This window comes from Sphingomonas naphthae (genome assembly GCF_028607085.1).
GTDB lineage: Bacteria > Pseudomonadota > Alphaproteobacteria > Sphingomonadales > Sphingomonadaceae > Sphingomonas_Q > Sphingomonas_Q naphthae.
Map to the genome: position 1 here is coordinate 854,625 of NZ_CP117411.1, position 26,904 is coordinate 881,528.

The window sequence follows — 26,904 nt, forward strand, 5'->3', positions numbered from 1 at the left end:
CCCTCTCATTTCTCCTTTACGGTCAGCACCTTGCCCCGGTAAGCCTTCGGATCGACCTTAGCGATCGTCTGCACCTTGCGGCCTTTCGCGCTCATGAAGGTCACCTCCACCTTGACCGGCGCCATGCTGGTCAGGCCGAAGACCAGCGGGCCGGTGCTCTGGCTGTTGTATCCCCCGCCCGTCGATACCTGCCGGGTGGCGACGATCTTGCCGGCCGTGTCGAACAGGCGGACTTCCGCGCCGAACCTGTTGATGATGCCCTTGGCGTCGGTCACCTGAATGGCGAGGCTGCGCTTGCCGGCGGCGGGCAGGGTGTTGCGGAACAGCGGGTGGCCGCCGGTCGGGCCGTAATTGTCGGTAACGGACAGGTCGAGCCCGCCATCCTTGTCGTAATCGACCCACTGGACGCCATGGTCGGCGACGTCGATCAGGGTTCCGGCGGCGACGTTCACGAAGCCCCTGGCCCCCTCATTGTGGAACAGGGCATCCTTCGGCACCTGCTGGTCGCGCGGGCCGACATAGGAGGTGACGAACAGGTCGAGCAGCCCGTCATTGTCATAATCGCCCCAGGCGGCGCCGACGGCGTGGTTTTCGGTATCGACGCCCAACTGTTTGGCGACATCGGTGAAGGTGCCGTCGCCATTGTTGTGCCACAGCTTGTTGCGGCCGTAATTGGGCTCGAAGATGTCGAGATTGCCGTCGTTGTCGTAATCGCCGACCGCGCAGCCGACGCCGCCCTCGTCCTTGGCGCGGCCGGGGCTGTCCATGCCGAGGGCGGGCGCCACATCGACGAAGGTGGCGCCGTCGTTGCGGAAGAAGGAATCGGTGGCGCCGGACTGGTTGGCGAGGAAGAGATCGAGGTCGCCATCCTTGTCATAATCCAGCCAGCAGGCGCCGACGGTGGATTTGAACACGTTGAGCGGGCTGCCCGCCATCACCTCGACGAAGCTGCCGCCGTCGTTGCGGAACAGGCGGTTCTTGCCGATACGGTCGGTGACGAACAGGTCGAGATCGCCGTCATTGTCGTAATCGAGCCAGCTCGACTGGCGCGACGAACGGCCCGAGAAGCTGAGGCCGATCTTCGCGGCGACTTCGGTGAAGCCCTTGCCCTTGTCGTTGTGATAGACGCGGGTCGGGTTCTTGGGGTCGTTCGGCCCGGCGAGCAGGTCCACCCAGCCGTCGCCGTCATAATCGCCCCAGCTCAGGCCGCGCACCTCGAAACCGCCCTTTTGCGGCAGGCCCATCGCCGTCCCGACACTGACGAACTTGCCCTTGTCGTTGCGATAGAGGCGGACCTCGCCGGTCTTGAGCGAGACGGCGAGGTCGAGATCGCCGTCGTTATCGAAATCGGCCCAGGCGTTCGATATGGAATTGCCGCCGGGAACCACGGCGAAATCGGCGGGCTGGATCGCCTCGAACGGCAGCGGCGCGGGCGTCTGGGCGAGGCCCGGCGTCGCCATGCAGGCGGACAGCAGCAGCGAAGCGAGAAGGCGACGGGTCGAATGCATGTCAGTCTCTCCTGAAGGCGAGGGGATCGAGGGCCGTCACGCGTCCGGCATCCGGTTGTGCGTGCGTGTGTCGGGCAGGCGCAGATAGACGATCAGCGAGAGGCCGATCATCGCGGTGACATACCAGTAGAAGCCGCGCTCCATGTCGGCCTGCTTCAGCCACAGCGCGCCATATTCGGCGGTGCCGCCGAACAGCGTGTTGGCGAGCGCGTACGGCAAAGCGACGCCGAGGGTGCGGATATGCGCCGGAAACAGCTCCGCCTTCACCACGGCGTTGATCGATGTGTAGCCAGTGACGATCACCAGCCCGCCCAGCACGAGCAGGAAGGCGGTGAAGGAGGAGGTGACCGTCTCCAGCCGGGTGAAGATCAGGGTTGTGAACAGCACGCCGCCGACGCCGAAAGCCACCAGCAGCGGCTTGCGGCCGATCCGATCGGACAAGGCCCCCGCGACCGGCTGGAGCAGCATGTAGATGAACAGCGCCGAGGCCATGATCGCGGTCGCGGTCTGGCGGCCGAAGCCCGCGCTGTTGACCAGGAATTTCTGCATGTAGGTGCTGTAGGCGTAGAAGGCGAGCGTGCCGCCAGCGGTGAGCGCCATCACGATCAGCACCTCGCGCGGATGATCGCGGAAGAGCGTCCAGCCGGCCGACTTGGGCTTGTCGCCCTCGGCCTGCACGTCCTGAAAGGCGTCGGTCTCGCGCAGGCCGCGCCGCAGGTAGAAAACGGTGATGGCCATCACGCCGCCGACCGCGAAGGGGATGCGCCAGCCCCATTGCTCCAGCTGCGGCTCGCTCAGGAAGCGTTGCAGGATCAGGAGGACGCACAGCGCCAGAAGCTGCCCGGCGATCAGCGTGACATATTGGAAGCTGGAGAAGAAACCCCGGCGCTTGTGATGCGCCATTTCCGACAGATAGGTGGCGCTGGCGCCATATTCGCCGCCGACGCTGAGCCCTTGCAGCAGGCGCGCGAACAGCAGCAGCAGCGGCGCCGCCACCCCGATCGTGGCATAGCCGGGGATGACCGCGACCATCATCGATCCGCCGCCCATCAGCATCACCGAAAGCGTGAGCCCCGCCTTGCGGCCCTTGCGATCGGCGTACATCCCCATCAGCCACGCGCCGAGCGGGCGCATGAGGAAGCCGACCGCGAAGATCGCGGCGGCGTTCAGCAGCTGCGCGGTGCTGTCGTCGCTGGGGAAGAAGACCGGCGCGAAATAGAGGGTGAAGGCCGAATAGACGTACCAGTCATACCATTCGACCAGGTTGCCGAGCGACCCGCCGAAGATCGACCATAATTTGCTCTTCTGGTGCGATGACGCCGGCTCCGCATGCTGATCGGGCAGGATGGATGCGGCGGCGAAAGGGCGGTTCATGGCTGTCAAAACGGACAGCGCGCCCCGCTCTGCTACTCGCGCGCGGTGGCCGGCACCAATATGATCGAATTATCATGGCCTTCGATCGCGCGGATGCCGAAGCCCACCTCCAGCGCATTGACGAAATCGGCGGATTTCTGCGCGCGGAAGGTGCCGCCGATGCGCAGCGACGCCAGTTGCGGATCGCCGATGACGAGCGGGCTCGCACGGTAGCGGTTGAACTCCTCGACCGCCTGGGCGAGCGTGTCGCCGTCGAATTCGATCAGCCCGTTCTGCCACGCCATGCGCTGCTTGACCGAGGCCGGCGCCAGAGGCGTGACCGCGACGGTGCCGCTGCGGATCGCCGCGCCCGTGCCCGCGCCGACGCGGCTGGAGCGCGAGGCGCCGTCCTGCACCGCGACCATGCCCTCGATCACGGTCAGTTCGGTCAGGTCGGATCGGAGACGCACGTTGAAGGCGGTGCCGACCGCGCGGACCGTGGCGCTGCCGGCGGTGACGAGGAAGGGGCGGGCCGTGTCATGCGCGACATCGAAGCGCGCCTCGCCCTTGAGCAGCTGGATGCGCCGCGCATCGTCGCGCAGCGCCACTTCGACCGACGTGTCGGTGTTGAGGTGGAGGATCGAGCCGTCGGCGAGCCGGACCTCGCGCTCCTCGCCCAGTGCGGTGCGATAGCGATCGACCGAGCCCTGCAACTGGATTGTCACGGTGGCGATCACGCCCACCATCGTGGCGGCGATCAGCCCGATCACGCCACGCCGGCCGATCCGCCCGCTGATCCAGCCGGCGGCGGTGCCGGTTTCAACCAGCGGAACCGCCATGGCCGGGCGTAGATCGGGATGGCCTTCGCGCAGCCGCTCGGTCAGTTCCCAGCTGGCCTCGGCCTTGGCGAAGGCGAAGCCGTGCGCGGGATCCTCGCCGGCCCAGGCCAGCGCTTCGTCCCAATCCTGCTCGCTGTCCGTCGAGCGCGCCTTAAGAAAGCGTCGAGCGGCCTCCAGCTCGAGCGCTTCCCGTTCCTCCGCGCTTCGGTAGCGACCAACCAAACCCGAAATCCTCATATTGGCCGATGGCCTGCATGATCTTTGCAGCAGCGCGCGTCAGATGCTTGTCGACCGTAGAAACGGACAAGCCCATCTCCTCTGCTATCTCGCCGATCGATCTATCGTACACGCGACGCAAAATGAAGGCGCGGCGGCATTGTTGCGGCAGCGTATCGACGATCGCCTGAAGGTGACGAAGCTCGTCGCGGGCCTGGAGCGTCGCCTCGGCCGAATGATCGGCGTGGAGAAGATCGAGATCGGACAGCACCTCGAAGGAGACGATCTTGTTGCGGCGGGCTTCGTCGATCAGCAGGTTGCGGGCGATCTGGAACAGATAGGCGCGGCCGGTGGTGGTCTTTCCGATCTCGCCGTTGGCGAAGGCCCGCGTCATCGTCTCGGCGACGACATCGTCGACATCGGCGCCTTGTGGAAGGATTCGGCGCAGGCGCGCCCGGAGCGCGCCCTCGTGGGGCAATATCGCCGCCTTGAACCAATCAAGCCGTTCTCTGACAGACTCTACCACAACGCCCCCGCTGATCGTCCCCGCCTCTCCCTCGATCCGATTATGACAGGGAGGTGACCACGAACGACGGCGTTGTGCAACGCAAAATAACGCAAAATGATGGGCTGGCCGTGAATCCCGCCATTATGAAACAAAATCGTCACGCCTGTTAGCAGATTGCGAAGCGCCCTCCGTTTCAGGTCAGCGAACGGGGATCAGGTCTCTCGGGGGGTTTTAGATATGATCAGGGCGACATCTCGCGCCATGCTGCGCGCCACCACCACCTTGGCGCTGGCCGCGCCGCTTGCGGCGATGGTCCATGCCGCGCCGGCCTTGGCGGCGGACGACAGCAGCGTCGATTTCCGTATTCCCGCGCAGTCGGTGCAGAGCGCGCTGTCGCTGTTCGCCAAGCAGTCGGGCATCCAGATACTGTTCCCCTACGAGCAGGTGGCGGGGCTGCGCACGCAGTCGGTCAACGGCCGGATGGCGCCGGAAGTCGCGCTGTCGCGGCTGATCGAGGGAACGGGGCTCCGCATCAACCGCACGGGCGGCGACGTGATCGCGCTCTCGCTGGCGGGGCGGGCGCCGAACGGTGCCAAGCCCATCCAGATGGCCAGCCTTTCGGTGAGCGTGCCGGCCGCGATGCAGATGGCGATGCAGTCCACCGCCGCGCTGGCGGCAACCGCCGATCAGCCGGTCGCCACCACCGATTCGGACGACGGCGACGCGATCGTCGTCACCGGATCGCGCGGCGTGCAGCGCACAGTCACCGACAGCCCCACGCCGATCGACGTGATCTCCGGCGCCGATCTGGAGCGCACCGGCAAGGCGGGCGTGTTCCAGGCGCTCAACACCCTGGTGCCGTCGTTCAATCTGCCGGTACGCGCCGGCGGCGCCACCTCGACGGTGATCGCCACGGGTGGCCTGCGCGGCCTCAACCCCGATCAGGCGCTGATCCTGGTCAACGGCAAGCGTCGCCACAAGACGTCGCTCATCAACGCCGTCTCGACGCTCTACAACGGCTCGGTGCCGTCCGATCTGGACATGATCCCCACCTCGGCGGTGGATCATATCGAGGTGCTGCGCGACGGCGCCGCCGCGCAATATGGCTCCGACGCGATCGCGGGCGTCATCAACATCATCCTGAAGAGCGCGTCGCACGGCGGCTCGATGAACTTCACCGCCGGCCAGAATTTCGATCGGTCGGATGGCGAACTGTACCAGGCCGACGCCAATTTCGGCACGAAGATCGGCGAGAGCGGCTTCGCGAACGTCTCGGTCAATCTCAAGAAGCAGGAGATGTCGAACCGCGCTCTGCCGCTGGCGCCCTGCACGATCACCGCGACGACGACGTGCCTCTATAATCTCGTCAACGGCGCGCTCGACCCGCGCGACGCGGCGCAGGTCGGCACCGATCGCATCGTCACGATCAGCTATGGCGTGATGCCGTCGCGCAGCATCAACACCGCGCTCAACGCCGGCTACGATCTGGGCAATGTCCAGCTCTACGCCTTCGGCACCTTCAGCCAGCGCCGGTCGGACCTTTGGTACAGCTACCGCTATCCCAAGGACATCAACAACGTCATCGGCATCTATCCGAACGGCTATCGCCCGCACGTGATGATCGACGAGCAGGATTTCGAGTTCGCCGGCGGCGCCAAGGGCGAGATCGTGGGCTGGAACTGGGATCTGTCGACCACCTACGGCAGCAACCGCGCCCGCCAGTCCTCCACCGGCACCGTCAACCCGACGCTCGGCATCACCAGCCCGACCGATTTCTACATCGGCACGCTCAAATCGACCGAGCTGATCACCTCGCTCGACATCACGCGCGGTTACGAGCTGGGCGGCGGCAACCTTCAGATATCGGCCGGCGCGCAGCATCGCCGCGAAACCTATCAGACGTTCGCGGGCGATCCTTCGAGCTATGCGGTCGGCAGCTTCATCGTCACCGGCCAGACCCCCGGCGCGCAAAGCTCGGCCGGCTTCCAGCCCAGCGACGCCAAGTTCATGGCCCGCCACAATTATTCGGTCTATGCCGATGTCGCTTGGGATCCGAGCAAGGATCTGACGATCGGCGGCGCGGCGCGGTTCGAACATTATGACGACGGCAGCGGCAACACGCTGATCGGCAAGCTCAACGCCCGCTATGCGCCCACCTCTTGGGTCGCGGTGCGCGGCGCGGTGAATACCGGCTTCCGCGCCCCGGCCGTCGCCCAGCAGATCTATACGCAGACGACCAACCAGTTCCGTACGGTCAACGGCGTGCCGAACGTGCTGCTCCAGATCAAGACCCTGGCGGTCAACGATCCGGCGGCGGTCGCTCTGGGTGCCACCCCGCTCAAGCCGGAAAAGTCGTTCAACATCTCGGGCGGCGTGGTGCTGACCCCGCTCCACAATTTCAACCTGACGATCGACGCCTATCAGATCAACGTGGATGATCGCATCACGATCACCAGCACGCTGACCGGCACGGTGATTTCCAACATCCTGATCGCAAACGGAATCCCGGCGGCGCAGGCGAACACGCTGACCGCGCAATATTACACCAACGCGATCGACACCCGCACGCGCGGCATCGACATTGTCGCCTCCTACAAGCATCGCCTGTTCGACACGGTCGCGATGCAGTGGAACCTGGGCTACAATTACAACAAGACCAAGATCACCAGCATCATCCCCAATCCGTCGCAGCTGTCGGCGATCAATTTCGAGCTGTTCGATCGCTCGCGCCGCAGCAACATGACGGACAATCTGCCCAAGACGAAGCTGTCGATCAGCAACTTCGCGACCCTGGGCGATTTCAGCCTGTCCTCGCGCGTCACGCGGTTCGGCACCTTCAAGTCGCTCGGCAACGGCGTCGTCGCCAACGGCGTGACGACCTACCCGAACGACCGCAGCTACGGCCCGAAGTGGATCACGGACCTGGAAGTCAGCTGGCAGATCTCGAAGATGATCAACATCGCGGTGGGCTCCAACAACATCTTCAACGTCTATCCCGCCAAGAACCGGCCGACCGACGTGAGCGCCACGCTGGGGCAGGGCCTGTACGCGGGCACCTCGCCGACGGGCTTCACCGGCGGCTTCTATTACGCGCGCGTCGGACTGGATTTCTAAGGCAGCTCGGAATGGGCGCGGCGCCGGGCGGCGCCGCGCCATCGTGGCATTAACAGGAGGCGAGTATGCGCCGGACGATGACAGCAATGGCGGCCCTGGTCGCATCGGGCGCGATGGCGATCGCGATCGCGGCCCCCGCCGCAAAATCGGGCGGCGGCGAGATTTTGTGGGACAGCTTCGGCGTGCCGCACATCTACGCCAAGACCGAGGACGGCGCCTTCCATGGCTTCGGCTACGCCCAGGCGCAAAGCCACGGCAACCTCCTGCTGCATCTCTATGGGGAATCGCGCGCGAAGGCGGCCGAATATTGGGGCGAGAAATTCGCCGATCAGGACAAGTGGCTGATCGCCAACGACGTGCCCGAGCGATCGAAGCTCTGGTTCCAGCAGCAGACGCCGCAGATGCGCAAGGATCTCGACGCCTTCGCCGCCGGCATCAACGCCTACGCCGCCGCGCATCGCGACACGCTCGATCCTTCCGTGTTGCAGGTGCTGCCGATCACCGGGCTCGACGTGATGGCCCACGCCCACCGGCTGATGAACTATGTCTACATCGCCTCCGACCGCAAGGTTCTGGCCGATCCCGCCGCCAACGAGGCCGGCGGATCGAACGCCTGGGCGGTGGCGCCGTCGCGCTCGGCCAGCGGCAAGGCAATGCTGCTCGCCAATCCGCACCTTCCCTGGGCGCCGAGCCAGCTGACCTATTACGAGGCGCAGGTCACGGCCCCCGGCATGAGCATCTATGGCGCGACGCAGGTCGGACTGCCGGTGCTACGCTTCGGCTTCAACAATGATCTGGGCTTCACCAACACGGTCAACACGATCGCGGGCTCGACGAGCTATGCGCTCACCCTGGTCGATGGCGGCTATCGCTACGACGGCAAGACGCTGCCGTTCAAGGTGACGACCAAGAGCTACAAGGTGAAGCAGGCCGACGGCTCGCTCAAGACCGTGACCTTCCAGCAGCGCTATGCGGTGCAGGGCCCGGTGTTCGACCTGCCGGGCGGCAAGACGACGATCGCGCTGAAGGTGGCCGGGCTCGATCGGCCGGGCGTGCTCCAGCAATATCTCGATATGGGCAAGGCCCATGACTGGAAAGGCTTCGAGGCGGCGCTGCGCAAGTTGCAGGTGCCGATGTTCAACATCGTCTACGCCGATCGCGCGGGCCACATCCTCTATCTCGACAACGGCATCCTGCCCAAGCACGCCGACGGCGATTTCGCGAGCTGGTCGAAGCCGGTCGCGGGCGATACGTCCGCCACGCTGTGGAAGGATGTCCACAGCTATGACGAGATGCCCAAGGTGTTCGATCCGGCCAGCGGCTTCGTCCAGAACGCCAACGATCCGCCGTGGGTCGCCGCCTGGCCGCGCGTGCTCGATCCCAAGGCCTATCCCGCCTATGTCGCGCCCGTCGGGCCGATGAGCCAGCGCGCGCAGATGTCGGTCAGGCTGCTCGATCGGACACCGAAGATCGGCTTCGACGACTTCGTCGCCCGCAAACTCACTACCAGCTCGCTGATGGCCGATCGGCTGCTGCCCGATCTGATCGCGGCGGCGAAGGACAATGCCGATCCGGAAATCCAGTCGGCGGTGGCGCTGCTGGAGGGCTGGAACCACGATTTCGAGGCGGACAGCCGCGGTGCCCTATTGTTCGAGACATGGGCGCTGCTGTTCGCACCCAACAATTTCCAGAGCCAGGCCAATTACGCCGTCAAATGGACCCTGGACGATCCGCTCCAGACGCCGCGTGGCCTGAAGGATCCGGCCGCCGCCGTCGCGATGCTCAAGGCCGCCGTCGCCAAGACCAAGGCGCTGTATGGCGCGGTCGATCGTCCGTTCGGCGACGTGTCGCGCTTCCACATCGGTGACGTGAACGTCCCCGGCAACGGCGGCTTCGGCAACACCGGCGTGTTCCGCACGATCACCTGGAGCCCCATGAAGAACGGCGAGCGCACGCCGGCGCATGGCGAAACCTGGGTGTCGATGGTGGAATTCGGCACGCCGATGAAGGCCGTCGGCATGATGAGCTACGGCAATTCCAGCCAGCCCGGATCGAAGCACAATTCCGACCAGCTCCGCTTCCTGACGAGCAAGACCTTTCGGACGCTGTGGATCACGCGCGGCGAGGTGGAGAAGAATCTGGAGGAGACCACGAAGTTCTAGCGCTGATCGGGCGGGCGTGTGCGCTTTATCGAAGCGCGCGCCCGCCCTTCGTGCAATATCAGGCCGCGTCGACGAGGACGATTTCGCTGTCCTCGATCGCGGTCACACGGATCACCTCCTGGTCGGAGATTGCCGCACCGTCGCGCGCGTTGATGCGGACGCCGTCGATCTCGACCGCGCCGGCGGCGGGAACGAGATAGGCGTGACGATCCCTGCCGATCGCATATTCCACCGTCTCGCCGGCTTTCAGCGAAGCGCCGACGACACGGGCATCGGTGCGGATCGGCAGGGCATCGTTATCGTTGGCGAACCCGCTCGCCAGCACCACGAAGCGGCCGCCGCGGTCGCCTTTGGGAAAGGGGCGTGCGCCCCAGCTCGGCGCTTCGCCGGTGCGGGTGGGCTGGATCCAGATCTGGAAGATCCGGGTCGTCACGTCCTCCCGATTATATTCCGAATGAGCGATACCCGTGCCGGCGCTCATCACCTGCACATCGCCGGCTTCGGTACGGCCACGATTGCCCAGATTGTCCTCGTGCGTGATGGCGCCTTCGCGCACATAGGTGATGATCTCCATGTCGCGATGCGGATGCGGCGGAAAGCCCGTCTGCGGTGCGATCGTATCGTCGTTCCACACGCGCAGATTGCCCCAATGGGTGCGCTTCGGATCATGATAGCCGCCGAACGAGAAATGGTGCTTGGCATCGAGCCAGCCATGGTTGGCACCGCCGAGTGACGTGTAAGGGCGAAGTTCGATCATCGGATATCTCCTGGCTTGGCGAGGGGCAGGGCCGCTGCCCGTTCACTCGATGATGACCAGATACGCCGGCTCGACATGACTGATGAGCCGGATAAGATGCAACGAAACATTCGAGAAAATTGAAATGGCAAATCCGGGCGTTCCGACCTTCGATCAGTTGCGCACGTTCCTCGCCGTGGTCGATTGCGGCAGTTTCGCCGCCGCCGGGCGACATCTCAATCGGGCGGTGTCGGTCATAAGTTACGGGATCGCCAATCTGGAAGCGCAACTGGGCGTTGTGCTGTTTGATCGCGCGGGAACCCGCAAGCCCAAGCTGACCGAAGCCGGGCGCGCCGTGCTGGCCGAAGCCCGCGGCGTGGCGCAAGGCATGGATGGCCTGCGCGCCAAGGTGAAGGGCCTGCTGGAAGGGTTGGAGGCGGAGGTCAATCTGGCGGTCGATGTCATGCTTCCGACACGGCGGCTGGGCAGCGTCCTGCGCGCCTTCGCATTCGAATTCCCGACCGTCACGTTGCGCCTGCATGTCGAGGCGCTGGGTGCCGTGGCCTCGCTGGTGCTGGAGGGCAAGGCGGTGCTGGGTATCTCCGGGCCGCTGGCGGCCGGCGTCGAGGGCATCGAGAATATCGCCGCTGGCGCGGTGCCCATGGTGCCGGTGGCGGCACCGGATCATCCGCTCGCACGAATGGCGCCGATCACGGCTGGCGCCGGTCGCGATCATGTCCAGCTGGTGCTGACCGATCGCTCGCCCTTGAGCGAAGGGCGTGACTATTCCGTACTCAGTCCGCGCACCTGGCGGCTGGCCGATCTCGGCGCGAAACATGCTCTGCTGCGGGAGGGGATCGGCTGGGGCAATATGCCGCTGCCGCTGATCGAGCCGGATCTCGCCGCGGGGACGCTGCAGCGGCTAGCCATGCCGGACGATCCGGGCGGCATGTACCGCTTCGGCGCGATCTGGCGGCGCGACAGGCCGCCCGGCCCGGCTGGCGCCTGGCTCCGCGACCAGTTCGTGGCGCGTGGCACCGAGGATCGCGCCATCCCGGGAATGACCGACGTATAGGGATCGACCGATGAAGCCCGCCGGATGGAAGCCTTCGCCGATGGCGTGATCGCCATCATCGTCGGGATCATGACGCTCGACTGAAGGTGCCGCGTGATCGCCGTTTCGCCGCGCTGTCGGCCAGCGGCCGATCCCGCTGGCCCCCGGGCCCATGCATGGCCCTGTATGTCGCCGTCATCCTGCTGTGATCAGTCCCGACCGTCGCGCCGCACCTCTTCGGCCCGCGCGCCTGTGATCTAGAGCGTGCTGCGGATAGATTGAATCGATTGGGGATTCCCGACGGTCGCTGGATGTGATTCAAGCTGCTGGCTGGCGAGGAGGTCAGTCAGAATGGCACGAGCCTATTCGCAAGATTTGAGGGACCGGGTGATCGATGCGGTGCTGCGTGGCGGAGAGAGCCGGCGGTCTGCGTCGCGGCGCTTCGGGGTAAGCGAGGCCTCGGCGATCAAATGGGTGCAGCGGGTCGAGCGGCTGGGTGACCGGCGGTGCGCCGGCACTGGCGGGCACCGTCCCTCGAAGGTGAAGCCGGAGCGCGACTGGTTGCTGGCGACGATCGCGGAGGAGCCCGACATCACACTGGCGGCCCTGTCGGCCCGGCTACTGGCCGAGCGCGGCGTACGGGCGGACACCGGCATGCTGTCGCGCTTCTTCACCGGCGAAGGCATCAGCTTCAAAAAAAACCGTGCTGCCCAGCGAGCAGGACCGGCGTGACGTTGCCCGCCGGCGGGCGAGCTGGAAACGGTATCAGGGCAAGCTCGATCCCCGGCGGCTGGTCTTTATCGACGAGACCTGGGCCAAGACCAACATGACGCGCACCCATGGGCGTTGTCGGCGCGGGGAGCGTCTCCATGCCAAGGTGCCGCATGGCCACTGGAAGACGCTGACTTTCCTGGCGGCGCTCCGCCACGACCGGATCGATGCACCTGCGGTGATCGATGGCCCGATCAACGGCAAAAGCTTCCTCGCCTACGTCGAGCAAATCCTCATCCCGACGCTTGGCCCCGGCGACATCGTCATCCTCGACAATCTCGGCAGCCACAAAGGTGAGGCTGTGCGCAGCGCCATCCGGGCCGCAGGTGCAAGGCTACTGTTCCTTCCGCCCTACAGCCCAGACCTCAACCCGATCGAGCAGGTCTTCGCCAAGCTCAAGACGCTCCTCCGCAAGGCCGCAGAGCGCACTGTCGAAACCACATGGCGACGCATCGGATCGCTCCTCGACGCCTTCTACCCGTCCGAATGCGCCAATTACCTCGTCAACTCCGGCTATGCTTCAATCTAATAACAGAATGCTCTAGCGCGGCAGAGGCATGGCGGCGCTCGGGTGGCGAGCGAAGACCAGCGTGCCGATCATCACCAGCGCGCCCGCCAGACATAAGGGCGCCACAAGGCCACCGTGCGAGACCAGCACCGCGCCGATGGCCGCCCCGGCGAAGATTGCCGCGACGCTGGCGATCCGCCGGCCCCGGTTCGGATTTGCACCGCCCGAAAGCGTGGAATCCGCGGCCAGCCCCGTTACCGTCAGGGTCAGGACGGTGGTCGTCAGGTCGGGTATCTTCAACTGGCGGATCGTGGCGTTGCGATAGCCCATCGCCAGAGCGGTGAGGGCTATGATCGCGTAAACATGGCTCTCCGGTGCCTGGGTCGGCACGTCGAAATCGATCGCCACGATCGCGGCGAGCCACAACAGCCCCGTTTCGATAAGCGCTGATACGGTCAGCCAGCGCCGCAGCGGGCGATCGACATGCAGGCGGCCCGTTCGGCCGGCCACGACAGCACCGACGAAGAAAGCGCCGATCGCGACAAGATAGGGCGCGATACGAAAGCCCGGCGTGCTGGCGGCGGCAAAGCCCAGGAACACGACATTGCCCGTCATATTGGCGGTGAACACTTTGCCCAGGCCCAATACGCTGATCGCATCGACCAGCCCGGTCACGACCGACAGCACAAGCAGGAGTTTGGGAAGCGGAGAGGGGGTATCGGGCATCAGCCAGACCTTTCAGAAACGGAAGTTGCTTTCGAGACAGAGCATCCCGATCGTGCGGGCGGCGCCGGTATCGCGCAGAAAGCGCCCCGCCGCGAAGGCGGAGAGCGAGGCGGAAAGTTCCAGTTCAGGCGTGGCCTGCCAGGCAACCGTCGCCTCCATCTCCTTCCCGATGAATCGCGCGCTCGATCCGCCGGCCGGGCGGATCAGATTGCCCGGAATGGCGTAGACGCCATCGGCCGCAGCGTACCGCCAGTAGACCATGGCGGAGAAGCCGGCGGAGAGCCCGTTGCCGAGCGAAAGGCCGACATGGGGATTGGCGCTCACGATATTGCTCGGGCCGATCGGTGACAGTTCACCGAAATATTTTCCCTTGGGAAACAAGGCGTTGAAGGCGCCGAGCGTGCGGTCGCCTGCGGTGCGGTCCCCGCTCACGACGTTCAAGCGCAGCGTCGCCTCGGGCGCCAATGGTGCGGCAGGCCAGCTCTTGCCGCCCTCGACGGCAATGGTCCACGCGCGGCTATGTTGGCCCCCGAAGCGACCGAATTGCGCAACCGCCTCGATATTCCAGCGCCAGTCGTGGCGGCTGCCGTGGAGGCGCGCGCCGAGGCTGTGGCGCCGCTCGCGCCCAATCTGCCCGGCATAGCGCGCGGCGTGATTGCGATAGTCGAGATGATAAAGGTCGATGCCGGGAAATGCGGCATAGATGCCCGTCAACGATCGGGTCTTGGCACGGCGGTCGTCGAAACTTGCGGGCCCCGGCGTCACCGGGCGCACGGCGATCAGGCTTACGCGCGCCGGGCCGATCGTCGCCAGCGCGCGAAAACCATCGAACGCCAGCGGCACGTTCGGTCCATACCGGGTGCCGATCAGCCGCTCGCTGCCGAGCGACAGCATCTGGCGGCCGGCGCGCAGGGTCACAGGCCCAAGCCGGACGTCCGCGAACGCCTGCATCATGTCGATCCGTGTCTGGTCGATCGGGCCGGCCGCGGGGGCGACCCCGATCGCATAAGCGGCGATCGGCTGGACGAAAGCGCGCATCGGTCCGGCGTGCAAATCGGCATAGGGCATGGTCCGCAGCCACAGATACCCGTCGTCCCGCTCCGCCCCCCAGGACGGCGATCGATAGCTTTCGCTGCGCGCCCGGATTTCGATACCGGTGGTCAAATAGACATTCGCATCAAGCGGGATATATTTGAACGGCTCGGTCCAGCGCGTCTCCCCGCCAGGTGCATTGGCGAGGTTCGACCAATCCTCGTCGTAGCGGGTCGTCGTCAGGGTCGGCGGCTGCCAGGCCTCGCGTGTCTGCGCCGCCGCCGGGGCAGCGATCACGGCGGCGGCGAGGATCAGCCTACGCACGGTCGCGGCGGGTGATCATGGCGACCAGCACGAAGCCGCCGATCAGGCCGGTGTGCTCGAAGAAGGCGTTGGTCGCCATGAAGCGCGCCACCCCACCCGGCATCGACCAGAAAGCGTTGGCGGTGATCGCGGCAAGCAGCGTGAACACGCCGAGCATACCCGCCCCGAGCCATACCAGCCGCCCCGACAGGATCAGGAGCGGGCCGATCAGTTCGATCGCGATCGTCAACGCCGCCCACATCGCAGGCGGGCTCATGCCGAAATGGGCCTGCTCCGCCACCGCCGCCGGCCAGTCGGACAGCTTGACGATGCCGCCGAGCAGATAGGCGCCGACCAGCGCCAGCCGGGCGACAAACCCCACCGGCGGCCAATCGAGGATGCGGCCCACGAAGCGGGGCGTTTGCGGATATGTCATCATGGTTTCTCCCATCCTCATCGTCAGACCGCCCAGCAGCCGCAACCGAACGCCCCCCAGAAGGTCTGCACGTCCGCCGCCGGCACGGTTCCGCCGAGGGCGGCGGCATGGTCGTGGCCGTGAACCTGGCAGGCGCTGGCGCAGCCGCAGGCCGATGCCATCTTTGTCGCCTCCGGCGAGCGGTGATATCCGCCGAAGATCGCGACGGGTGACCAGTCCGGCATCGGGCGCGGCAGCGCCGGGGCAAGCGGCGCATAATCGCCTTCGCCATGGACGACCTTGCCGCCAAGCATCGTCAGGATCGAGCGCAGGTGCGGAATGTCGCGTTCGGGCACCGTGAAATAATCACCCGAGAGGATGGCGAGATCGGCGAACTGGCCCGCCCTGATCTGCCCCTTCTTGCCGACTTCGCTCGAGAACCAGGTATTTTCGTGCGTCCACATGCGGAGCGCCTTTTCGCGGCTCACGCGGTTGGCGCTCGGATACAGCCCAAGCCCGCCCACCGTCTTGCCGGTAACCAGCCAGTTGAGCGACACCCACGGATTGTAGCTCGCCACGCGCGTAGCATCGGTGCCCGCTCCGACGGGAATGCCGGCGGCGATCATCTTCGCGATCGGCGGGGTCCGCTCGGCGGCTTTCGCGCCATAACGTTCGACGAAATATTCGCCCTGATAGGCCATCCGATGCTGCACGGCGATGCCGCCGCCCAGCGCCGCGATACGATCGATGTTGCGATCGCTGATCGTCTCGGCGTGATCGAAGAACCAGTTGATCCCGGTGAACGGGATGTCGCGCGCGACCTTCTCATACACGTCGAGCGCGCGGCCGATCGTCTGGTCGTAGGTGGCGTGCAGCCGCCACGGCCATTTATGTTCGGCGAGAAGCCGGATGACCGGTTCCAGATCGCCTTCCATGCTGGGCGGCATATCGGGTCGCTCGACCCGGAAATCCTCGAAATCGGCGGCGGAATAGACCAGCATCTCGCCGGCGCCATTATGACGGTAGCTGTCGTCGCCCTGTCCCGGCGAAACCTGGCCGACCCAGCCGCGAAAGTCCGCCAGTTCGTCCTTGGGCTTCTGCGTGAACAGATTGTAGCTGATGCGGAGCGTCAGCTGACCGTCACGATGCAGCTTTTCGATAATCCCGTAATCGTCAGGGTAGTTCTGGAAACCACCGCCCGCATCGATCACGCCGGTAACCCCCAGCGCGTTCATCTCGCGCATGAAATGCCGCGTCGAGTTCAACTGATATTCGGGCGGCAGCTTCGGTCCCTTGGCGAGGGTCGAGTATAGGATGGTCGCATTGGGCTGCGCCAGCAACAACCCGGTCGGGTTGCCCGCCGCGTCGCGCACGATCTCGCCGCCGGGCGGATTGGGCGTATCCTTCGTATACCCTACCACGCGCAGGGCAGCGGCATTCAGCAGGGCACGATCATAGAGATGGAGGATGAACACCGGCGTATCGGGTGCGGCGGCGTTCAGTTCGGCGATGGTCGGCAGCCGCTTCTCGGCGAATTGATGCTCGGTGAAACCGCCGACCACCCGCACCCATTGCGGGGCCGGTGTATTGTCGACCTGACGCTTCAGCATTGCCATCGCATCGGCCAGGGTGGGAACGCCATCCCAGCGCAGCTCCATATTGTAGTTCAGGCCGCCGCGAATGATGTGCATGTGGCTGTCGATCAGGCCGGGGATGATCCGGCGGCCCCCGGCATCGATCACGTCGGCCAGCGGCGCGGCGGCGCGCACGTCGGCTTCGGTGCCGACGGCGAGGAATTTGCCGTCGCGGATGGCGATGGCCTGCGCGTCGGGATTCTCGCGATCGAGCGTGGTCACCCTGGCGTTGACGATGATGCGATCGGACATGACGGGTTTCCTGGTGACGGCGGACAGGGGGGCGGCGATCGCGGCGGCAGCGGCCCCGATCAGCGTCTGGCGGCGGGTCGGAGTCATGCCCGTCGACCCCCCGTCAGCGTACCGAGCACAGGGCCGGCACCTTGGGTGCGGAGGTAGGCGATTGCGTCTGATCGACAGCCGAGCCGCTTCGCCAGCGGCACCAGTTGCTCGCCCAGCAGGATGCCGAGCAGGCCGATCAGCGCGATCGTCGGCGGCGCGGGCGATCGGACGCCGAGAAAGCTGTAGATGATCCCGACCAGCAGGCCGGACCCGAGCGAGAGAAAATAGGGTTTCATCGGATGATCCTTCCCGGCGTCGGCAGATCAGCTGCGGGCGAAGGCGAGCAGGTCGGCGTTGAGCCGATCCTGATGCGTGGCAGGAAAGCCGTGCGGCGCGCCTTCGTAGACGATGAGCGAGGCGTCGGGCACCAGCGTCGCGGCGACCTTGCCGGTGGTGGCGAAGGGCACGACCTGATCGGCATCGCCATGAATGACGAGCGTAGGTACGTCGATCGCCTTCAAGTCGGCCGTGAAGTCGCTTTCCGAGAACTGCCGCACGCACGCATACTGGCCGAACGCACCGCCCGACATGCCCTGCTGCCAGAAAGCCTGGCGGAGCCCTTCGCTGGCCGGCACGCCCCGGTTGAAGCCGAAGAAGGTCTCCGGGAAATCGAGATAGAATTGCGAGCGGTTGTCGGCCACCGCCTTGCGGACGCCATCGAACACCTCGATCGGCACGCCATCCGGGTTATCCGCGGTCTTCACCATGATGGGCGTGACGGCGCCCAGCAGCACCATCTTGGCGACCCGCGCCGTGCCGTGGCGGCCGACGTAGCGGGAAATCTCTCCGCCGCCGGTAGAATGGCCCACAAGGATGGCATCGGTGAGATCCAGCGCATCGATCACGGTCGCCAGATCATCGGCATAGGTGTCCATCTCGTTGCCGGTCGCCGGCTGGTCCGAACGGCCATGGCCGCGCCGGTCGTGGGCGATCACGCGAAAGCCGTTCTGGCTGAGGAACAACATCTGCCCGTCCCAGGCATCGGCGTTCAGCGGCCAGCCGTGCGAAAAGACGATCGGCTGGCCTTGGCCGAAATCACGGTAGAAGATGCGGGTGCCGTCGGCGGTGGTGACGTAGCTCATGGGGATTCTCCTGGGGTATGGGATCGCGGGGCAAGGAACACCCGGGCGGCACATCGCCCGGGTGTCGGCGGATCAGGCGTGGCCGCCTTCGGACGCACCGAACATCGTCTTGGCGTAGGTGACGCCCAGCCCGTAGGCGCCGCCCCACTTCTTCGCGATACCGGTAGTGGAATCGTAGGTTTCCGTGCGCGCCCAATCGCGTTGCAGCTCAAGCAGATACTGGAGCGAGGTCATCGGCTTCGCGCCGAGCTGGATCATCCGCTGCACAGCGCGCTCATGGGCTTCGGTGGAGATGTCGCCACAGGCATCGGCGATGAAATAGGCGTCGAACCCCTGATCGATGGCTGAAGCCACCGGCCCGACGATGCAGACGCTGGTCCACAGGCCGGCAAAGACGATGCGCGGCTTGCCGATGCGATTGATCTCATCGATCACCGCCGCATCCTCCCAGGTGTTCATCGAGGTGCGGTCGAGCATCGGCTGGCCGCCGAAGGCGTCCACGATCTCTTCGAACATCGGTCCGGAAAAGCTCTTCTCGGCGACGGTCGTCAGGATCGTCGGCACGCTGAACGACTTGGCCGCGCGGCTGATGAGCGCAGCGTTGTTGCGCAGCAGTTCGGCCGAGATCGATTTGGTCGCAAAGGCCATCTGCGACTGGAAATCGATCAGCACCAGCATGTGGTCGGTCGGCGAGATCAGCGACTTGCCGGGGTTGGCGGTGGCGGTGGGCATCGGCGTTTCCTTCGTGCGAGAGCAGTATGTCTTGGTCGGTAGACATTCACTACAGCCCGCTGGCTTCCAGGTTCAGCCGCATAAGTTTGGCGATTTTGTTCGATGAAATAGAAAGGTCGGATTGGGTCGGATCAGCCTGGTTTGCGCGCCGATCGTCTGCTTCAGGCATCGTTGGCGAGCGGCGGCGCCTTGTTCGAAGGGCACCGTGTCACGACCCGATCACCACTATTGATCTTTAGATTAATAATGGAATAGGTAGAGCGACTGCGCGCGGATGGTTGTCGGCAATCGTCGCGCCGAGGAGGCCAACGATGATGACGCAAACCTTGTCCCCGGTGATCCCGCTGACGATCGAACCGATCACGCCGGCGGTCGGCGCCTATGTCCGGCTCGATGCTCGCGATATTCTCGGTGACGGCGTACCGGACCGGATCATGGCGGCGCTGAACCGCTACAACGTGCTCGTCTTTCCCCGGCTTCATCTGCCGGACGAGGACTTTCTCGCGCTGACCGCCGTGCTCGGCGACATGCAGCAATCGAGCGTCACCGATGACGGATCGACCGCCGCCGAGAAGGGCATCTTCCGCATCGCGCTGGACAAGGATGACAAGACCCAGCTCGATTTCATCCGGGGCAACGATCATTGGCATATGGACGGCACCTCCTATTCGGTGCCCGGCAAGGCGACGCTCCTGAAGTGCGAGGTGGCGCCGGCCGAGGGGGGCGATACCGGTTTCGCCAATCTCTTCGCGGCCTATGCGGCGCTGCCGGAGGAACGGCGGGCGGCGCTGGAGGGGCTGCGGGTGGTCCATTGCCTCGCGGCGGTCGGCAAGAAGCTGTACGCCGATCCCACCGAGGACGATTTCCGGCGCTGGGAGGCGGTGTTCCCGCCGCGCGAACATCCCCTGGTGTGGAAGCAGAAGGACGGCCGGTCGTCGATGGTGATCGGATCGACCGCCGACGACATCGTCGGAATGGAGCATGAGGCCGGCATGGCGATCCTGCGCGACCTGATGGATTGGGCGACCGGGCCGGCCTTCACCTATCGCCACGCGTGGCAGGCGGGCGATCTGGTGATCTTCAACAATCCGGGGCTGCTCCACCGCTCCTACCCCTATGAGGCGAGTGCCGGCCGGGTGATGCACCGCACGACATTGAAGGGCGTTGAAGCCACCGCCTGACCGCGCGAGGGCGGGCGGACCGCGAGCCGCTCGCCCGCCCGCCCGCCCGCCGTATCGCCTTACCAGCGCACCCCTTCGCGGCTGGCGACGAACGGGCGCTGATAGGACGGGTCGTCCTTGCTCCACAGCGCCTTCAGGAAGCCCTTCACATTCTTGGAATGGACCCAGGTGCCGTCGGTGTCGGCGGACATCTCGATCGTGCAGCGGCGGACCAGCATCCGCCATTCGCCGTTCCGCCGCTCCATCTGGTCGAGATAGCGGCCGAAGGCGATCGTGGTCGTCTTGCCGTCCAGCCAGAACAGCCCGCCGACGACATAGGATTCGCAATAGGCCGTATCGCCGTCGATCTCGCAGATGTGGTTGGTGATGTTGTGGCTGGTCATGTGGAAGTTGGTGTAATGGCCCCTGTTGGCCCGCTCGGGATAATCCGGGGCGGTGGTGATGCTTGGGCCATGTTCGTCGACGCCCTCGCCCCACCAGCAGCCGGCGATCTGATCGATATCCTGCCGATCGCGGGCGCGACATTCGCGCTGGATGCAATCCAATATGTCCTGCCGATCCTTCAGCTCGCGGACGGTGGCGCGTAAGTCTTCGAGTTCGCTGGTCATGGGGCCTCGCGCTTGGGGTTCTCTGGGGCGGGTCAGTAGGTGACCGGCCCCTTCATCTTCTGCATGTCGGGCGCCTCGCCGGCCGCCGGGGCGGCGGGCTTGCGGCGCCCCAGCACCTCGCGCGATCGGGCGCGCAGATAGGCGTAGAGCTGGCGGGTCTGATCGGGCGAGAGCCAGTCGAAGCGCGGCATCCCGTTTTCCATCCGCCCTTCCTTCAGCACATGGCTGAAGGCGGCGAAGTCGAGCGCGAACGCGGATTCGCGCAGGTCCGGGCCGGGGGAGCCCGGCGAGGCGAAGCCGACGCCGTGGCACGAGGCGCAGGCGATCGAGAGCCCGCGCCCCGCCGCGACATCCGCCTCGTTCAGCACGATTGCCGGATCATCGACGGCATGGACGACCTTGTCGGCCGGGACGAGCGCGGGGAGGCGGGCGGCGCCGCCGATCCTGAAGGTGAGCAGGCGGCGCATCTGCGCGCCATATTTCCAGCCGACGTTCATGACGTCGCCCAGCGCGGCGGTCGTGCCGCCATAGCCGACCAGCACCGAGACATATTGCTCGCCCTTGAGGCTGAAGCTCATCGGCGCGGCGATGATGCCGAGGCCCGCGTTGAAGCGCCACAGCCGTTCGCCCGTCTTCGCCTGATAGGCGTTGAACCAGCCGCTGGCGTCGCCCTGGAAGACGAGGCCGCCGGCGGTCGCCAGCGCGCCGCCGTTCCACAGCGTGTCATATTGCACGCTCCACGCGGGGCGCTGCGCCACGGGATCCCAGGCGACCAGCTTGCCTTTGCCGTCGCCCGGCCGCTTGACCACCGGCTCGACCATCAGGCCCATGATGTTGAACGCGACGTCGCTCTGCGCCTTGGTGCGGTGGAAGCGCGCGCCGATCTGCTGGATCGGGATATAGACCAGCCCGGCGCGCGGGCTGTAGGCCATCGCCTGCCAGTTATGGCCGCCGATGGTGCCGGGCCAGATTTCGGTCGGGCCCTTTTCGTAGCGGATGTTCGGCGCCTCGATCGGCCGGCCGGTCTTCAGGTCGATGCCCCTGGCCCAGCTGATCTCGGTGGTCTTGCCGGCCGAGATCACCTTCCCGGTGGCGCGATCGAGAACGTAGAAGAAACCGTTGGTGGGCGCGTGGAGCAGCACCTTGCGGGGCTGGCCGTCCAGGGTGATCGTGGCCATCACGATGTTCGGCGTGGCCTTGTAATCCCAGCTGTCGCGCGGATTTTCCTGATAATGCCAGACATATTTGCCGGTATCGGCATCCAGCGCCACGATCGACGAATTGTAGAGATTGTCGCCGCCGCCGGGGCTGCGCTTCTCAGGGTCGTAGGGTCCGGCGTTGCCCACGCCGATATAGACCCGGTTGGCCTCCGCATCGAAGGTCATGCCGTTCCAGACGGTGCCGCCGCCCGCGCCGGTCTTCCACCATTCGCCGCGCCACGTCCTGGCGGCGGCCTCCATGGCGGGGTCGCCACGATTTTGCTCGGGCGATCCGGGGACGGTGTAGAACCGCCACAGGAACTTGCCGGTGGCGGAATCGAAGGCGGTGACGAAGCCACGCGCGCCCAGATCGGCGCCGCCATTGCCGATGATGACCTTGCCGTTCATCGTGCGCGGCGCGCCGGTGCTGTTGTTGCGGACGCCATCGGGGATGGAATCGGCGGTCCACAGCACCTTGCCGGTCCGCGCGTCGAGCGCGTCGATGCGGCCGTCCATCTCGACGGTGAAGATGCGGCCCTTCTCGTATGCGATGCCGCGATTGGCGCCGAAGTGGAATTTGTCCGGCCGGCGCTCCCATGTCCGGGGATCGAACTTCCACAGCTGCCGCCCGGTCGCGGCATCGACCGCATAGACCTCCGCATAACCGCCCGAGAAATAGAGGATCCCGTTCACGGCAAGCGGGGTGGATTCGAGCGTGACCTCGTCGGGCAGGTCCATCGACCAGGCGAGGCCGAGCTTGCCGATATTGTCTGGCGTGATGCCGGTGAGGCGGCTGTAGCCCGCCTCGTCGGCGCCGCCGCCCGGCGCCTCCCAATTGGTATCGGCGCCGATACCCGCTTCGGGTTGGGCCGGGCCCTTGGCGCAGCCGGCGGCCATCAGCGCGAGTGCCGTGAGGAGCGAGGGCCGCAGCAGGGTCGATCGGGTCATCCTGCGCGCCTCATGCGTGTCGGGCCCGCCGAAGGCCGGTGTCGTCCGGCGGCGATCAGTCCGTCGGTGGCGGCGGGGGCAGGTGGGCCATCGCCCATTCGACCATCGCGCGCACCTCGGCATGGCCGCTGGTGATGCCGATCGCTTCCTCGTTGGCCAGCGTGCGCGATATGGCCACCAGCAAGGTCGCCATGCCGAGCGGGGGGCAGGGGATCGGCCCGTCCCTCGCCAGGCTGCGGGCGAGGGCCTCGGCCTGCACCGCGCGCGCCTGTTCGGTGCGCTCGGCGATCTCGGCCCGGATGGCCTTGCGATGATTGGCCAGCGCGATGAATTCCACGCCGAGCGTGGTCTGCGCCCAATGGGTCTGAAACTGCCACAGGGCCCGCAGCGGATCCTCCGCCGTGGCCAGATCCGCCAGCTTCGCCGAATGGCGCTCGGTCATGCGCCGATGGAGCGCGATGAACAGATCGTCGGCCGTGGGGAAGTAATAATGGACCAGCGCCGAATTGATGCCGACCGCCTTGGCCACCCGCCGGCTGCTGACGGCGGCATAGCCCTCGTCGACCATCAACTGCTCGGTCGCGTCCAGGATGAGCTGCCGCGCGGTCTCGGGATCGCGGCGTACCCGCTTGCGGGGCGGTTCGATGTGCTTGGTCACGCGCGCGCTCCGGCCCCCCGTCGATGGACGGGCGGGAATAGCAGAGCGGCGTCGCGTGGACGACGGTGAAAGGACGGAGCGGGGGCTGGTTCATTTCAGCGTGCCTTCAGGCCGATGTTGCCGGCCGCGAGCGGCAGGCGGAGCGCGTTCTGGAAATAGGCGACCATGGTGAACTGGCCGATCAGCACAGGCAGCTCGAACAGCTGGTTGCCATCGAGATGGTCGGCCAGGACGGCCCAGGTCTCGTCGCCGATGCGGGATTGGCCGTGCAATTCCTCGACGGCGCTCAGCAGCGCGCGATCATAGGCGCTCCATCCGGGTTCGGCGGAGCCGCCGCGCGCCACCCACTCGATCTGTTCGGCCGTCACCCCGGCGGCCTTGGCCTGCCGGACATGCTCCCCCCAGGCAAAGGAGCCGCGACAGAGCCAGGTCGTGCGGAGGATGACCAGCTCGGTATCCCGCCGCGCCAGCGCGCCCGAACCGAGCAGGTGCATCGAGGTATCCGAGATCAGGTTCCACAGCGCCGGATAGCGAAGCAGGGTGAAGATGATCTCCGGGATATCCTCCAGCGGGATCGGCTGGGCGTCCGGGCCGAGCGCGCCCCGCCTGAGCCGCATCGACATCTCCTGCGCCGCCTCCGCCACCTCGTGGCGGGGCGGGACGGGCAGGCGGGGCGGCTGGCCCAGCACGGCCGCTTCATGGGCTTCGATCGCGGCGATGTCGGGGGCGGCTTGCGTCATGTCGTCTCCAGCGGGGTCGGCGCCACGGATCAGCGATTGGCGAGGGGGCGAAGGGTCAACCGGAGCCAGACCGAGCGGCCGCGATCGGTGAAGCAGCCTTTCTCGGACCGTCCCGCCGGCCCCGGACCGGTGCTGCCGGTGATCTGCCCGTTGAGATTGGTGCTGCCGCCGGCATAATCGGAGATGGAGCAATTGCCGGCGGTGATCCGGTCGGTCACGTTCTTGCCGACCAGCGCCACCTCCCATCGATCGTCCGCGCCGCCCAGCGCCAGGCTGAGGTCCGATTTGACGAAGCGGCCCTGATATTTGCCCTGCGCGGGGTCGCCGAAGGCCAGCAGGGTGGCGAAGCGCGACGAATATTGGTTGCTGTTGGCGAAGGTCAGGCGGAGGTTGCCGCCCACCGCCATCTCGTAATCGAAGCCGAAGGTCGCCTGCCAGCGCGGCGCCCGGATCAGCGGCGTGCCCGACAGATCCTGCGCGGTGAAGCGGCCGGTCGCCGGGTTGCGGAACTGGTTGCAGCCCTCCGCCACGGTCTGGCCGCCGTAGCAGGGCACGTTGTTGAGCGTCTTGTAGCGGCCGCGATTGAAGTTCACCGCGCCGTTCAGGCCGAGGCCGGGCACGTTGCGCGGCCGATAGGAGGCGTCGAAATCCACGCCATAGGCGCGGGCGGAACCGGCGTTGACGGTGCGGATGATCGGCAGGCCGCCCACCGCCGGCTGGGTCGTGCCGACCTGAAGGCCGGTATAGCGATAATCATAGGCCGCGACGTTGAGCAGCAGGCTGCGATCGAGCAGCCGCGCCTTCAGCCCGACCTCGCCCCCCTCGACCTTTTCGTCCCCGAAGGCATTGTCGGCGCCCGGCAGGGGCACGGTGGCGATGGTGAAGGAGCCCGACTTGAAGCCGCGCTTGTACGCGCCGAAGATCGTCAGATCGTCGGTCGGGGTGTAGGTCAGCGTCGCTTCGGGGGCGATGTTGTTCGCCTTGATGCGGGGATTGGCCACGGTGACGGGCAGGTTCGTCAGATAGTTGAACACATCCTCGCTGCGCGTCTCGTCCGTCCAGCGCGCGCCGCCGGCCAGTTCCAGCCGGGGCAGGATCTTCCAGCGCAGCTGCCCGAACAGCGAATAGGTCTTGATGTCGACGGCGGTCGAGCCCTGCGCGTTGATGAAGGGGATCGGCGCGGGGAGGGCGCGGTTGCCGCGAATGTTGACCCGGTCGAAGATGCTGGCGTCCTGATAGAAACCGCCGAGCGTGAAGTTCAGCGCGCCATCGAAATCGCTGTTGAGGCGCAGTTCCTCGGTGAAGTCGCGGCGCTTGAAGCGATTGTCGATGCCGAGCGTCGTGCTGGCGACCGCGCCGTGGCTGGCGCTGACCATGCTGCGCGAACTGAGATCATAATAAGCCGTCACCGACGTCAGCGCGAGTTGCGGCGACAGATCGTAGTTCAGCTCCAGCGTGCCGAACCGCTGGTCGTTCTTCAGGAAGGGCGTGCCGTTGTTGGGCACGCCGGGAAAGGCCGCCGGATCGAGATAGGTGACGCGGACATTGCGATCGAGTTTGCAATTGTCCCCGACGATGAAGGGGATGTTGTTGGGCGCCACCGTGCGGTTGAGCCCATCGGGGCACGACGACAGCTGAAACGCCTCGGCGTTGGTCGCGCGATCGTGGGCGACATTCACCTTCAGCCGGGCGGTGAAGGCGCTGGCCGGCTGCCACAGGACCGTGCCGCGCACGACATAGTTGCGCGGCCGCGTCTCGCGCCGATGATCCGGGTTGCGCGCGCCGAGGCCGGTGCCGGCGATCGCCTCGTTGCGGAAATAGCCGCGCCCGGTCGCGAACTGGCCGGCCACGCGGGCCTTCAGCGTGTCGCCGAGCGGGCCGGACAGGACCAGCTCGCCGCGCCCCTCGTCCCCCTCGAACTCATAGGCCGCACGACCGATCACCTCGACCTTGTCGGTCGGGTCGGCGGTGCGCAGCGAGATCACCCCGCCGGGGCTGCTCTTGCCAAAGAACAGCGCCTGCGGCCCTTTCAGCACCTCGATCTGTTGCAGGTCGAACAGGCCGCTCCAGAAGGCGAGGCCGTTGCCGAGCGCCAGACCGTCGATGTTGAGCGAAACCGACTGGTCGATACCGGGATCGTTGGAGCTGGTGCCGATGCCCCGGATCGTCGCGAGCGTGCCGATCGACAGCAGCGAATTGCCGAGCTGGAGGCCGGGGACGAGCTTGGGCAGATCGGCGATCTCGGTGGTCTGCAACCGCCCCAGCTGCGCCTCGCCGATCGCGGTGAGGACGACCGGCACCTCCAGGATCGATTCCTGCCGCTTGCGCGCGGTGACGAGGATCTCGCCATTCTCCGGCGGCGCCGGGCGTGCTTCCGCCGGGGCGGCGGCCTGCTGGGCGAAGGCCGGCGCGGTCCAGCCGGCGGCGGCGGCGATCGCGCATGTCGTGAGGAACAGATTTCTGTAGCAAGTCATCCCGTGTCTCCCTTGTCGCCCCCGTCATGCGCGGTGGTGCGATGTGCCTTGATGGTCTTGT

The 26,904-nt window shown here is 66.1% G+C and carries 22 protein-coding genes; 5 read left to right on the top strand and 17 right to left on the bottom strand.

The features are described 5' to 3' along the window. Nucleotides 1–5: 5 nt before the first annotated feature. From PQ455_RS04050 to PQ455_RS04065, 4 genes are read right to left on the bottom strand one after another with little or no spacing between them, the layout of a single operon-like run. A complete protein-coding gene (locus PQ455_RS04050; RefSeq protein ID WP_273689423.1) occupies nt 6–1,508 on the bottom strand; it encodes a CRTAC1 family protein in 1,503 nt (500 codons plus the stop codon). 36 nt (nt 1,509–1,544) lie between these two features. Beyond that, nucleotides 1,545–2,882, bottom strand: coding sequence for an MFS transporter (locus PQ455_RS04055; RefSeq protein WP_273689426.1), 1,338 nt, complete (start codon nt 2,880–2,882; stop codon nt 1,545–1,547). Nucleotides 2,883–2,914: 32 nt separating this feature from the next. Beyond that, complete coding sequence (locus PQ455_RS04060; RefSeq protein WP_273689428.1) at nt 2,915–3,922, bottom strand: FecR family protein; 1,008 nt, start codon at nt 3,920–3,922, stop codon at nt 2,915–2,917. Then, the gene (locus PQ455_RS04065; protein WP_273689430.1) at nt 3,852–4,442 is read right to left on the bottom strand and encodes an RNA polymerase sigma factor; all 591 of its coding nucleotides are present in this window, start codon (nt 4,440–4,442) and stop codon (nt 3,852–3,854) included. The genes PQ455_RS04060 and PQ455_RS04065 overlap by 71 nt, the downstream gene beginning before the upstream one ends. 219 nt (nt 4,443–4,661) lie before the next feature. On the opposite strand from PQ455_RS04065, the gene PQ455_RS04070 reads away from it, so the two are divergent. Then, entirely contained in the window at nt 4,662–7,538 is a 2,877-nt protein-coding gene (locus PQ455_RS04070) for a TonB-dependent receptor (protein WP_273689432.1), read from the top strand. Between the two features lie 86 nt (nt 7,539–7,624). After that, nucleotides 7,625–9,700, top strand: a complete 2,076-nt coding sequence (locus tag PQ455_RS04075; RefSeq protein ID WP_273689433.1) for a penicillin acylase family protein — start codon at nt 7,625–7,627, stop codon at nt 9,698–9,700. Nucleotides 9,701–9,758: 58 nt separating this feature from the next. On the opposite strand, the gene PQ455_RS04080 is transcribed toward PQ455_RS04075, so the two are convergent. Next, nucleotides 9,759–10,457 carry a pirin family protein gene (locus PQ455_RS04080; protein WP_273689436.1) on the bottom strand — a complete coding sequence of 233 codons (699 nt, stop codon included), beginning with the start codon at nt 10,455–10,457 and terminating at the stop codon, nt 9,759–9,761. A gap of 124 nt (nt 10,458–10,581) precedes the next feature. Between PQ455_RS04080 and PQ455_RS04085 the strand changes: the two genes are divergently transcribed. Together PQ455_RS04085 and PQ455_RS04090 are read left to right on the top strand one after the other, a co-directional pair. Continuing rightward, complete coding sequence (locus PQ455_RS04085; RefSeq protein ID WP_273689437.1) at nt 10,582–11,511, top strand: LysR family transcriptional regulator; 930 nt, start codon at nt 10,582–10,584, stop codon at nt 11,509–11,511. A 330-nt stretch (nt 11,512–11,841) separates the two neighbouring features. After that, nucleotides 11,842–12,790 (top strand): IS630 family transposase gene (locus PQ455_RS04090; RefSeq protein WP_273685921.1). Its coding sequence is split into 2 segments (ribosomal slippage): nt 11,842–12,183 and nt 12,185–12,790, totalling 948 coding nucleotides; the frame shifts between segments, so codons are not numbered across the junction. Between the two features lie 12 nt (nt 12,791–12,802). Here the strand turns inward: PQ455_RS04090 and PQ455_RS04095 are convergent. The 7 genes from PQ455_RS04095 to PQ455_RS04125 form a co-directional block, all read right to left on the bottom strand. Further along, nucleotides 12,803–13,495, bottom strand: a complete 693-nt coding sequence (locus PQ455_RS04095; RefSeq protein ID WP_273689438.1) for a YoaK family protein — start codon at nt 13,493–13,495, stop codon at nt 12,803–12,805. Nucleotides 13,496–13,507: 12 nt separating this feature from the next. After that, complete coding sequence (locus PQ455_RS04100; RefSeq protein ID WP_273689439.1) at nt 13,508–14,851, bottom strand: alginate export family protein; 1,344 nt, start codon at nt 14,849–14,851, stop codon at nt 13,508–13,510. Further along, nucleotides 14,844–15,266, bottom strand: a complete 423-nt coding sequence (locus PQ455_RS04105; RefSeq protein WP_273689441.1) for a DoxX family protein — start codon at nt 15,264–15,266, stop codon at nt 14,844–14,846. The genes PQ455_RS04100 and PQ455_RS04105 overlap by 8 nt, the downstream gene beginning before the upstream one ends. A gap of 23 nt (nt 15,267–15,289) precedes the next feature. Next, nucleotides 15,290–17,131: an amidohydrolase gene (locus PQ455_RS04110; protein ID WP_273691226.1), complete on the bottom strand. Its 1,842-nt coding sequence runs from the start codon at nt 17,129–17,131 to the stop codon at nt 15,290–15,292. 83 nt (nt 17,132–17,214) lie between these two features. After that, nucleotides 17,215–17,457 carry a DUF1427 family protein gene (locus PQ455_RS04115; RefSeq protein ID WP_273689442.1) on the bottom strand — a complete coding sequence of 81 codons (243 nt, stop codon included), beginning with the start codon at nt 17,455–17,457 and terminating at the stop codon, nt 17,215–17,217. A 27-nt stretch (nt 17,458–17,484) separates the two neighbouring features. Further along, nucleotides 17,485–18,303 carry an alpha/beta fold hydrolase gene (locus tag PQ455_RS04120; protein ID WP_273689443.1) on the bottom strand — a complete coding sequence of 273 codons (819 nt, stop codon included), beginning with the start codon at nt 18,301–18,303 and terminating at the stop codon, nt 17,485–17,487. 72 nt (nt 18,304–18,375) lie between these two features. Further along, the gene (locus PQ455_RS04125) at nt 18,376–19,035 is read right to left on the bottom strand and encodes a hydrolase (protein WP_273689444.1); all 660 of its coding nucleotides are present in this window, start codon (nt 19,033–19,035) and stop codon (nt 18,376–18,378) included. 311 nt (nt 19,036–19,346) lie between these two features. Between PQ455_RS04125 and PQ455_RS04130 the strand changes: the two genes are divergently transcribed. After that, entirely contained in the window at nt 19,347–20,216 is an 870-nt protein-coding gene (locus PQ455_RS04130; RefSeq protein ID WP_273689446.1) for a TauD/TfdA dioxygenase family protein, read from the top strand. Between the two features lie 59 nt (nt 20,217–20,275). On the opposite strand, the gene PQ455_RS04135 is transcribed toward PQ455_RS04130, so the two are convergent. From PQ455_RS04135 to PQ455_RS04155, 5 genes are all read right to left on the bottom strand, one after another. Continuing rightward, a complete protein-coding gene (locus tag PQ455_RS04135; RefSeq protein ID WP_273689448.1) occupies nt 20,276–20,824 on the bottom strand; it encodes a nuclear transport factor 2 family protein in 549 nt (182 codons plus the stop codon). Between the two features lie 32 nt (nt 20,825–20,856). Continuing rightward, a complete protein-coding gene (locus tag PQ455_RS04140) occupies nt 20,857–22,971 on the bottom strand; it encodes a PQQ-dependent dehydrogenase, methanol/ethanol family (protein WP_273689450.1) in 2,115 nt (704 codons plus the stop codon). Nucleotides 22,972–23,026: 55 nt separating this feature from the next. Then, nucleotides 23,027–23,629 (bottom strand): TetR/AcrR family transcriptional regulator, encoded by a 603-nt coding sequence (locus tag PQ455_RS04145; RefSeq protein ID WP_273689453.1) that lies wholly within the window; start codon nt 23,627–23,629, stop codon nt 23,027–23,029. 95 nt (nt 23,630–23,724) lie between these two features. Continuing rightward, nucleotides 23,725–24,369 (bottom strand): carboxymuconolactone decarboxylase family protein, encoded by a 645-nt coding sequence (locus tag PQ455_RS04150; protein ID WP_273689454.1) that lies wholly within the window; start codon nt 24,367–24,369, stop codon nt 23,725–23,727. A gap of 29 nt (nt 24,370–24,398) precedes the next feature. Further along, entirely contained in the window at nt 24,399–26,843 is a 2,445-nt protein-coding gene (locus PQ455_RS04155) for a TonB-dependent receptor (RefSeq protein ID WP_273689455.1), read from the bottom strand. Nucleotides 26,844–26,904: the final 61 nt, after the last annotated feature.

Coding starts and splice junctions, on each gene's coding strand:
- PQ455_RS04140 (WP_273689450.1), bottom strand. CDS start 22,971: ATGACCCGATCGACCCTGCTGCGGCCCTCGCTCCTCACGGCACTCGCG.
- PQ455_RS04135 (WP_273689448.1), bottom strand. CDS start 20,824: ATGACCAGCGAACTCGAAGACTTACGCGCCACCGTCCGCGAGCTGAAG.
- PQ455_RS04095 (WP_273689438.1), bottom strand. CDS start 13,495: ATGCCCGATACCCCCTCTCCGCTTCCCAAACTCCTGCTTGTGCTGTCG.
- PQ455_RS04150 (WP_273689454.1), bottom strand. CDS start 24,369: ATGACGCAAGCCGCCCCCGACATCGCCGCGATCGAAGCCCATGAAGCG.
- PQ455_RS04115 (WP_273689442.1), bottom strand. CDS start 17,457: ATGAAACCCTATTTTCTCTCGCTCGGGTCCGGCCTGCTGGTCGGGATC.
- PQ455_RS04070 (WP_273689432.1), top strand. CDS start 4,662: ATGATCAGGGCGACATCTCGCGCCATGCTGCGCGCCACCACCACCTTG.
- PQ455_RS04130 (WP_273689446.1), top strand. CDS start 19,347: ATGATGACGCAAACCTTGTCCCCGGTGATCCCGCTGACGATCGAACCG.
- PQ455_RS04050 (WP_273689423.1), bottom strand. CDS start 1,508: ATGCATTCGACCCGTCGCCTTCTCGCTTCGCTGCTGCTGTCCGCCTGC.
- PQ455_RS04080 (WP_273689436.1), bottom strand. CDS start 10,457: ATGATCGAACTTCGCCCTTACACGTCACTCGGCGGTGCCAACCATGGC.
- PQ455_RS04125 (WP_273689444.1), bottom strand. CDS start 19,035: ATGCCCACCGCCACCGCCAACCCCGGCAAGTCGCTGATCTCGCCGACC.
- PQ455_RS04055 (WP_273689426.1), bottom strand. CDS start 2,882: ATGAACCGCCCTTTCGCCGCCGCATCCATCCTGCCCGATCAGCATGCG.
- PQ455_RS04155 (WP_273689455.1), bottom strand. CDS start 26,843: ATGACTTGCTACAGAAATCTGTTCCTCACGACATGCGCGATCGCCGCC.
- PQ455_RS04110 (WP_273691226.1), bottom strand. CDS start 17,131: ATGTCCGATCGCATCATCGTCAACGCCAGGGTGACCACGCTCGATCGC.
- PQ455_RS04075 (WP_273689433.1), top strand. CDS start 7,625: ATGGCGGCCCTGGTCGCATCGGGCGCGATGGCGATCGCGATCGCGGCC.
- PQ455_RS04120 (WP_273689443.1), bottom strand. CDS start 18,303: ATGAGCTACGTCACCACCGCCGACGGCACCCGCATCTTCTACCGTGAT.
- PQ455_RS04105 (WP_273689441.1), bottom strand. CDS start 15,266: ATGACATATCCGCAAACGCCCCGCTTCGTGGGCCGCATCCTCGATTGG.
- PQ455_RS04085 (WP_273689437.1), top strand. CDS start 10,582: ATGGCAAATCCGGGCGTTCCGACCTTCGATCAGTTGCGCACGTTCCTC.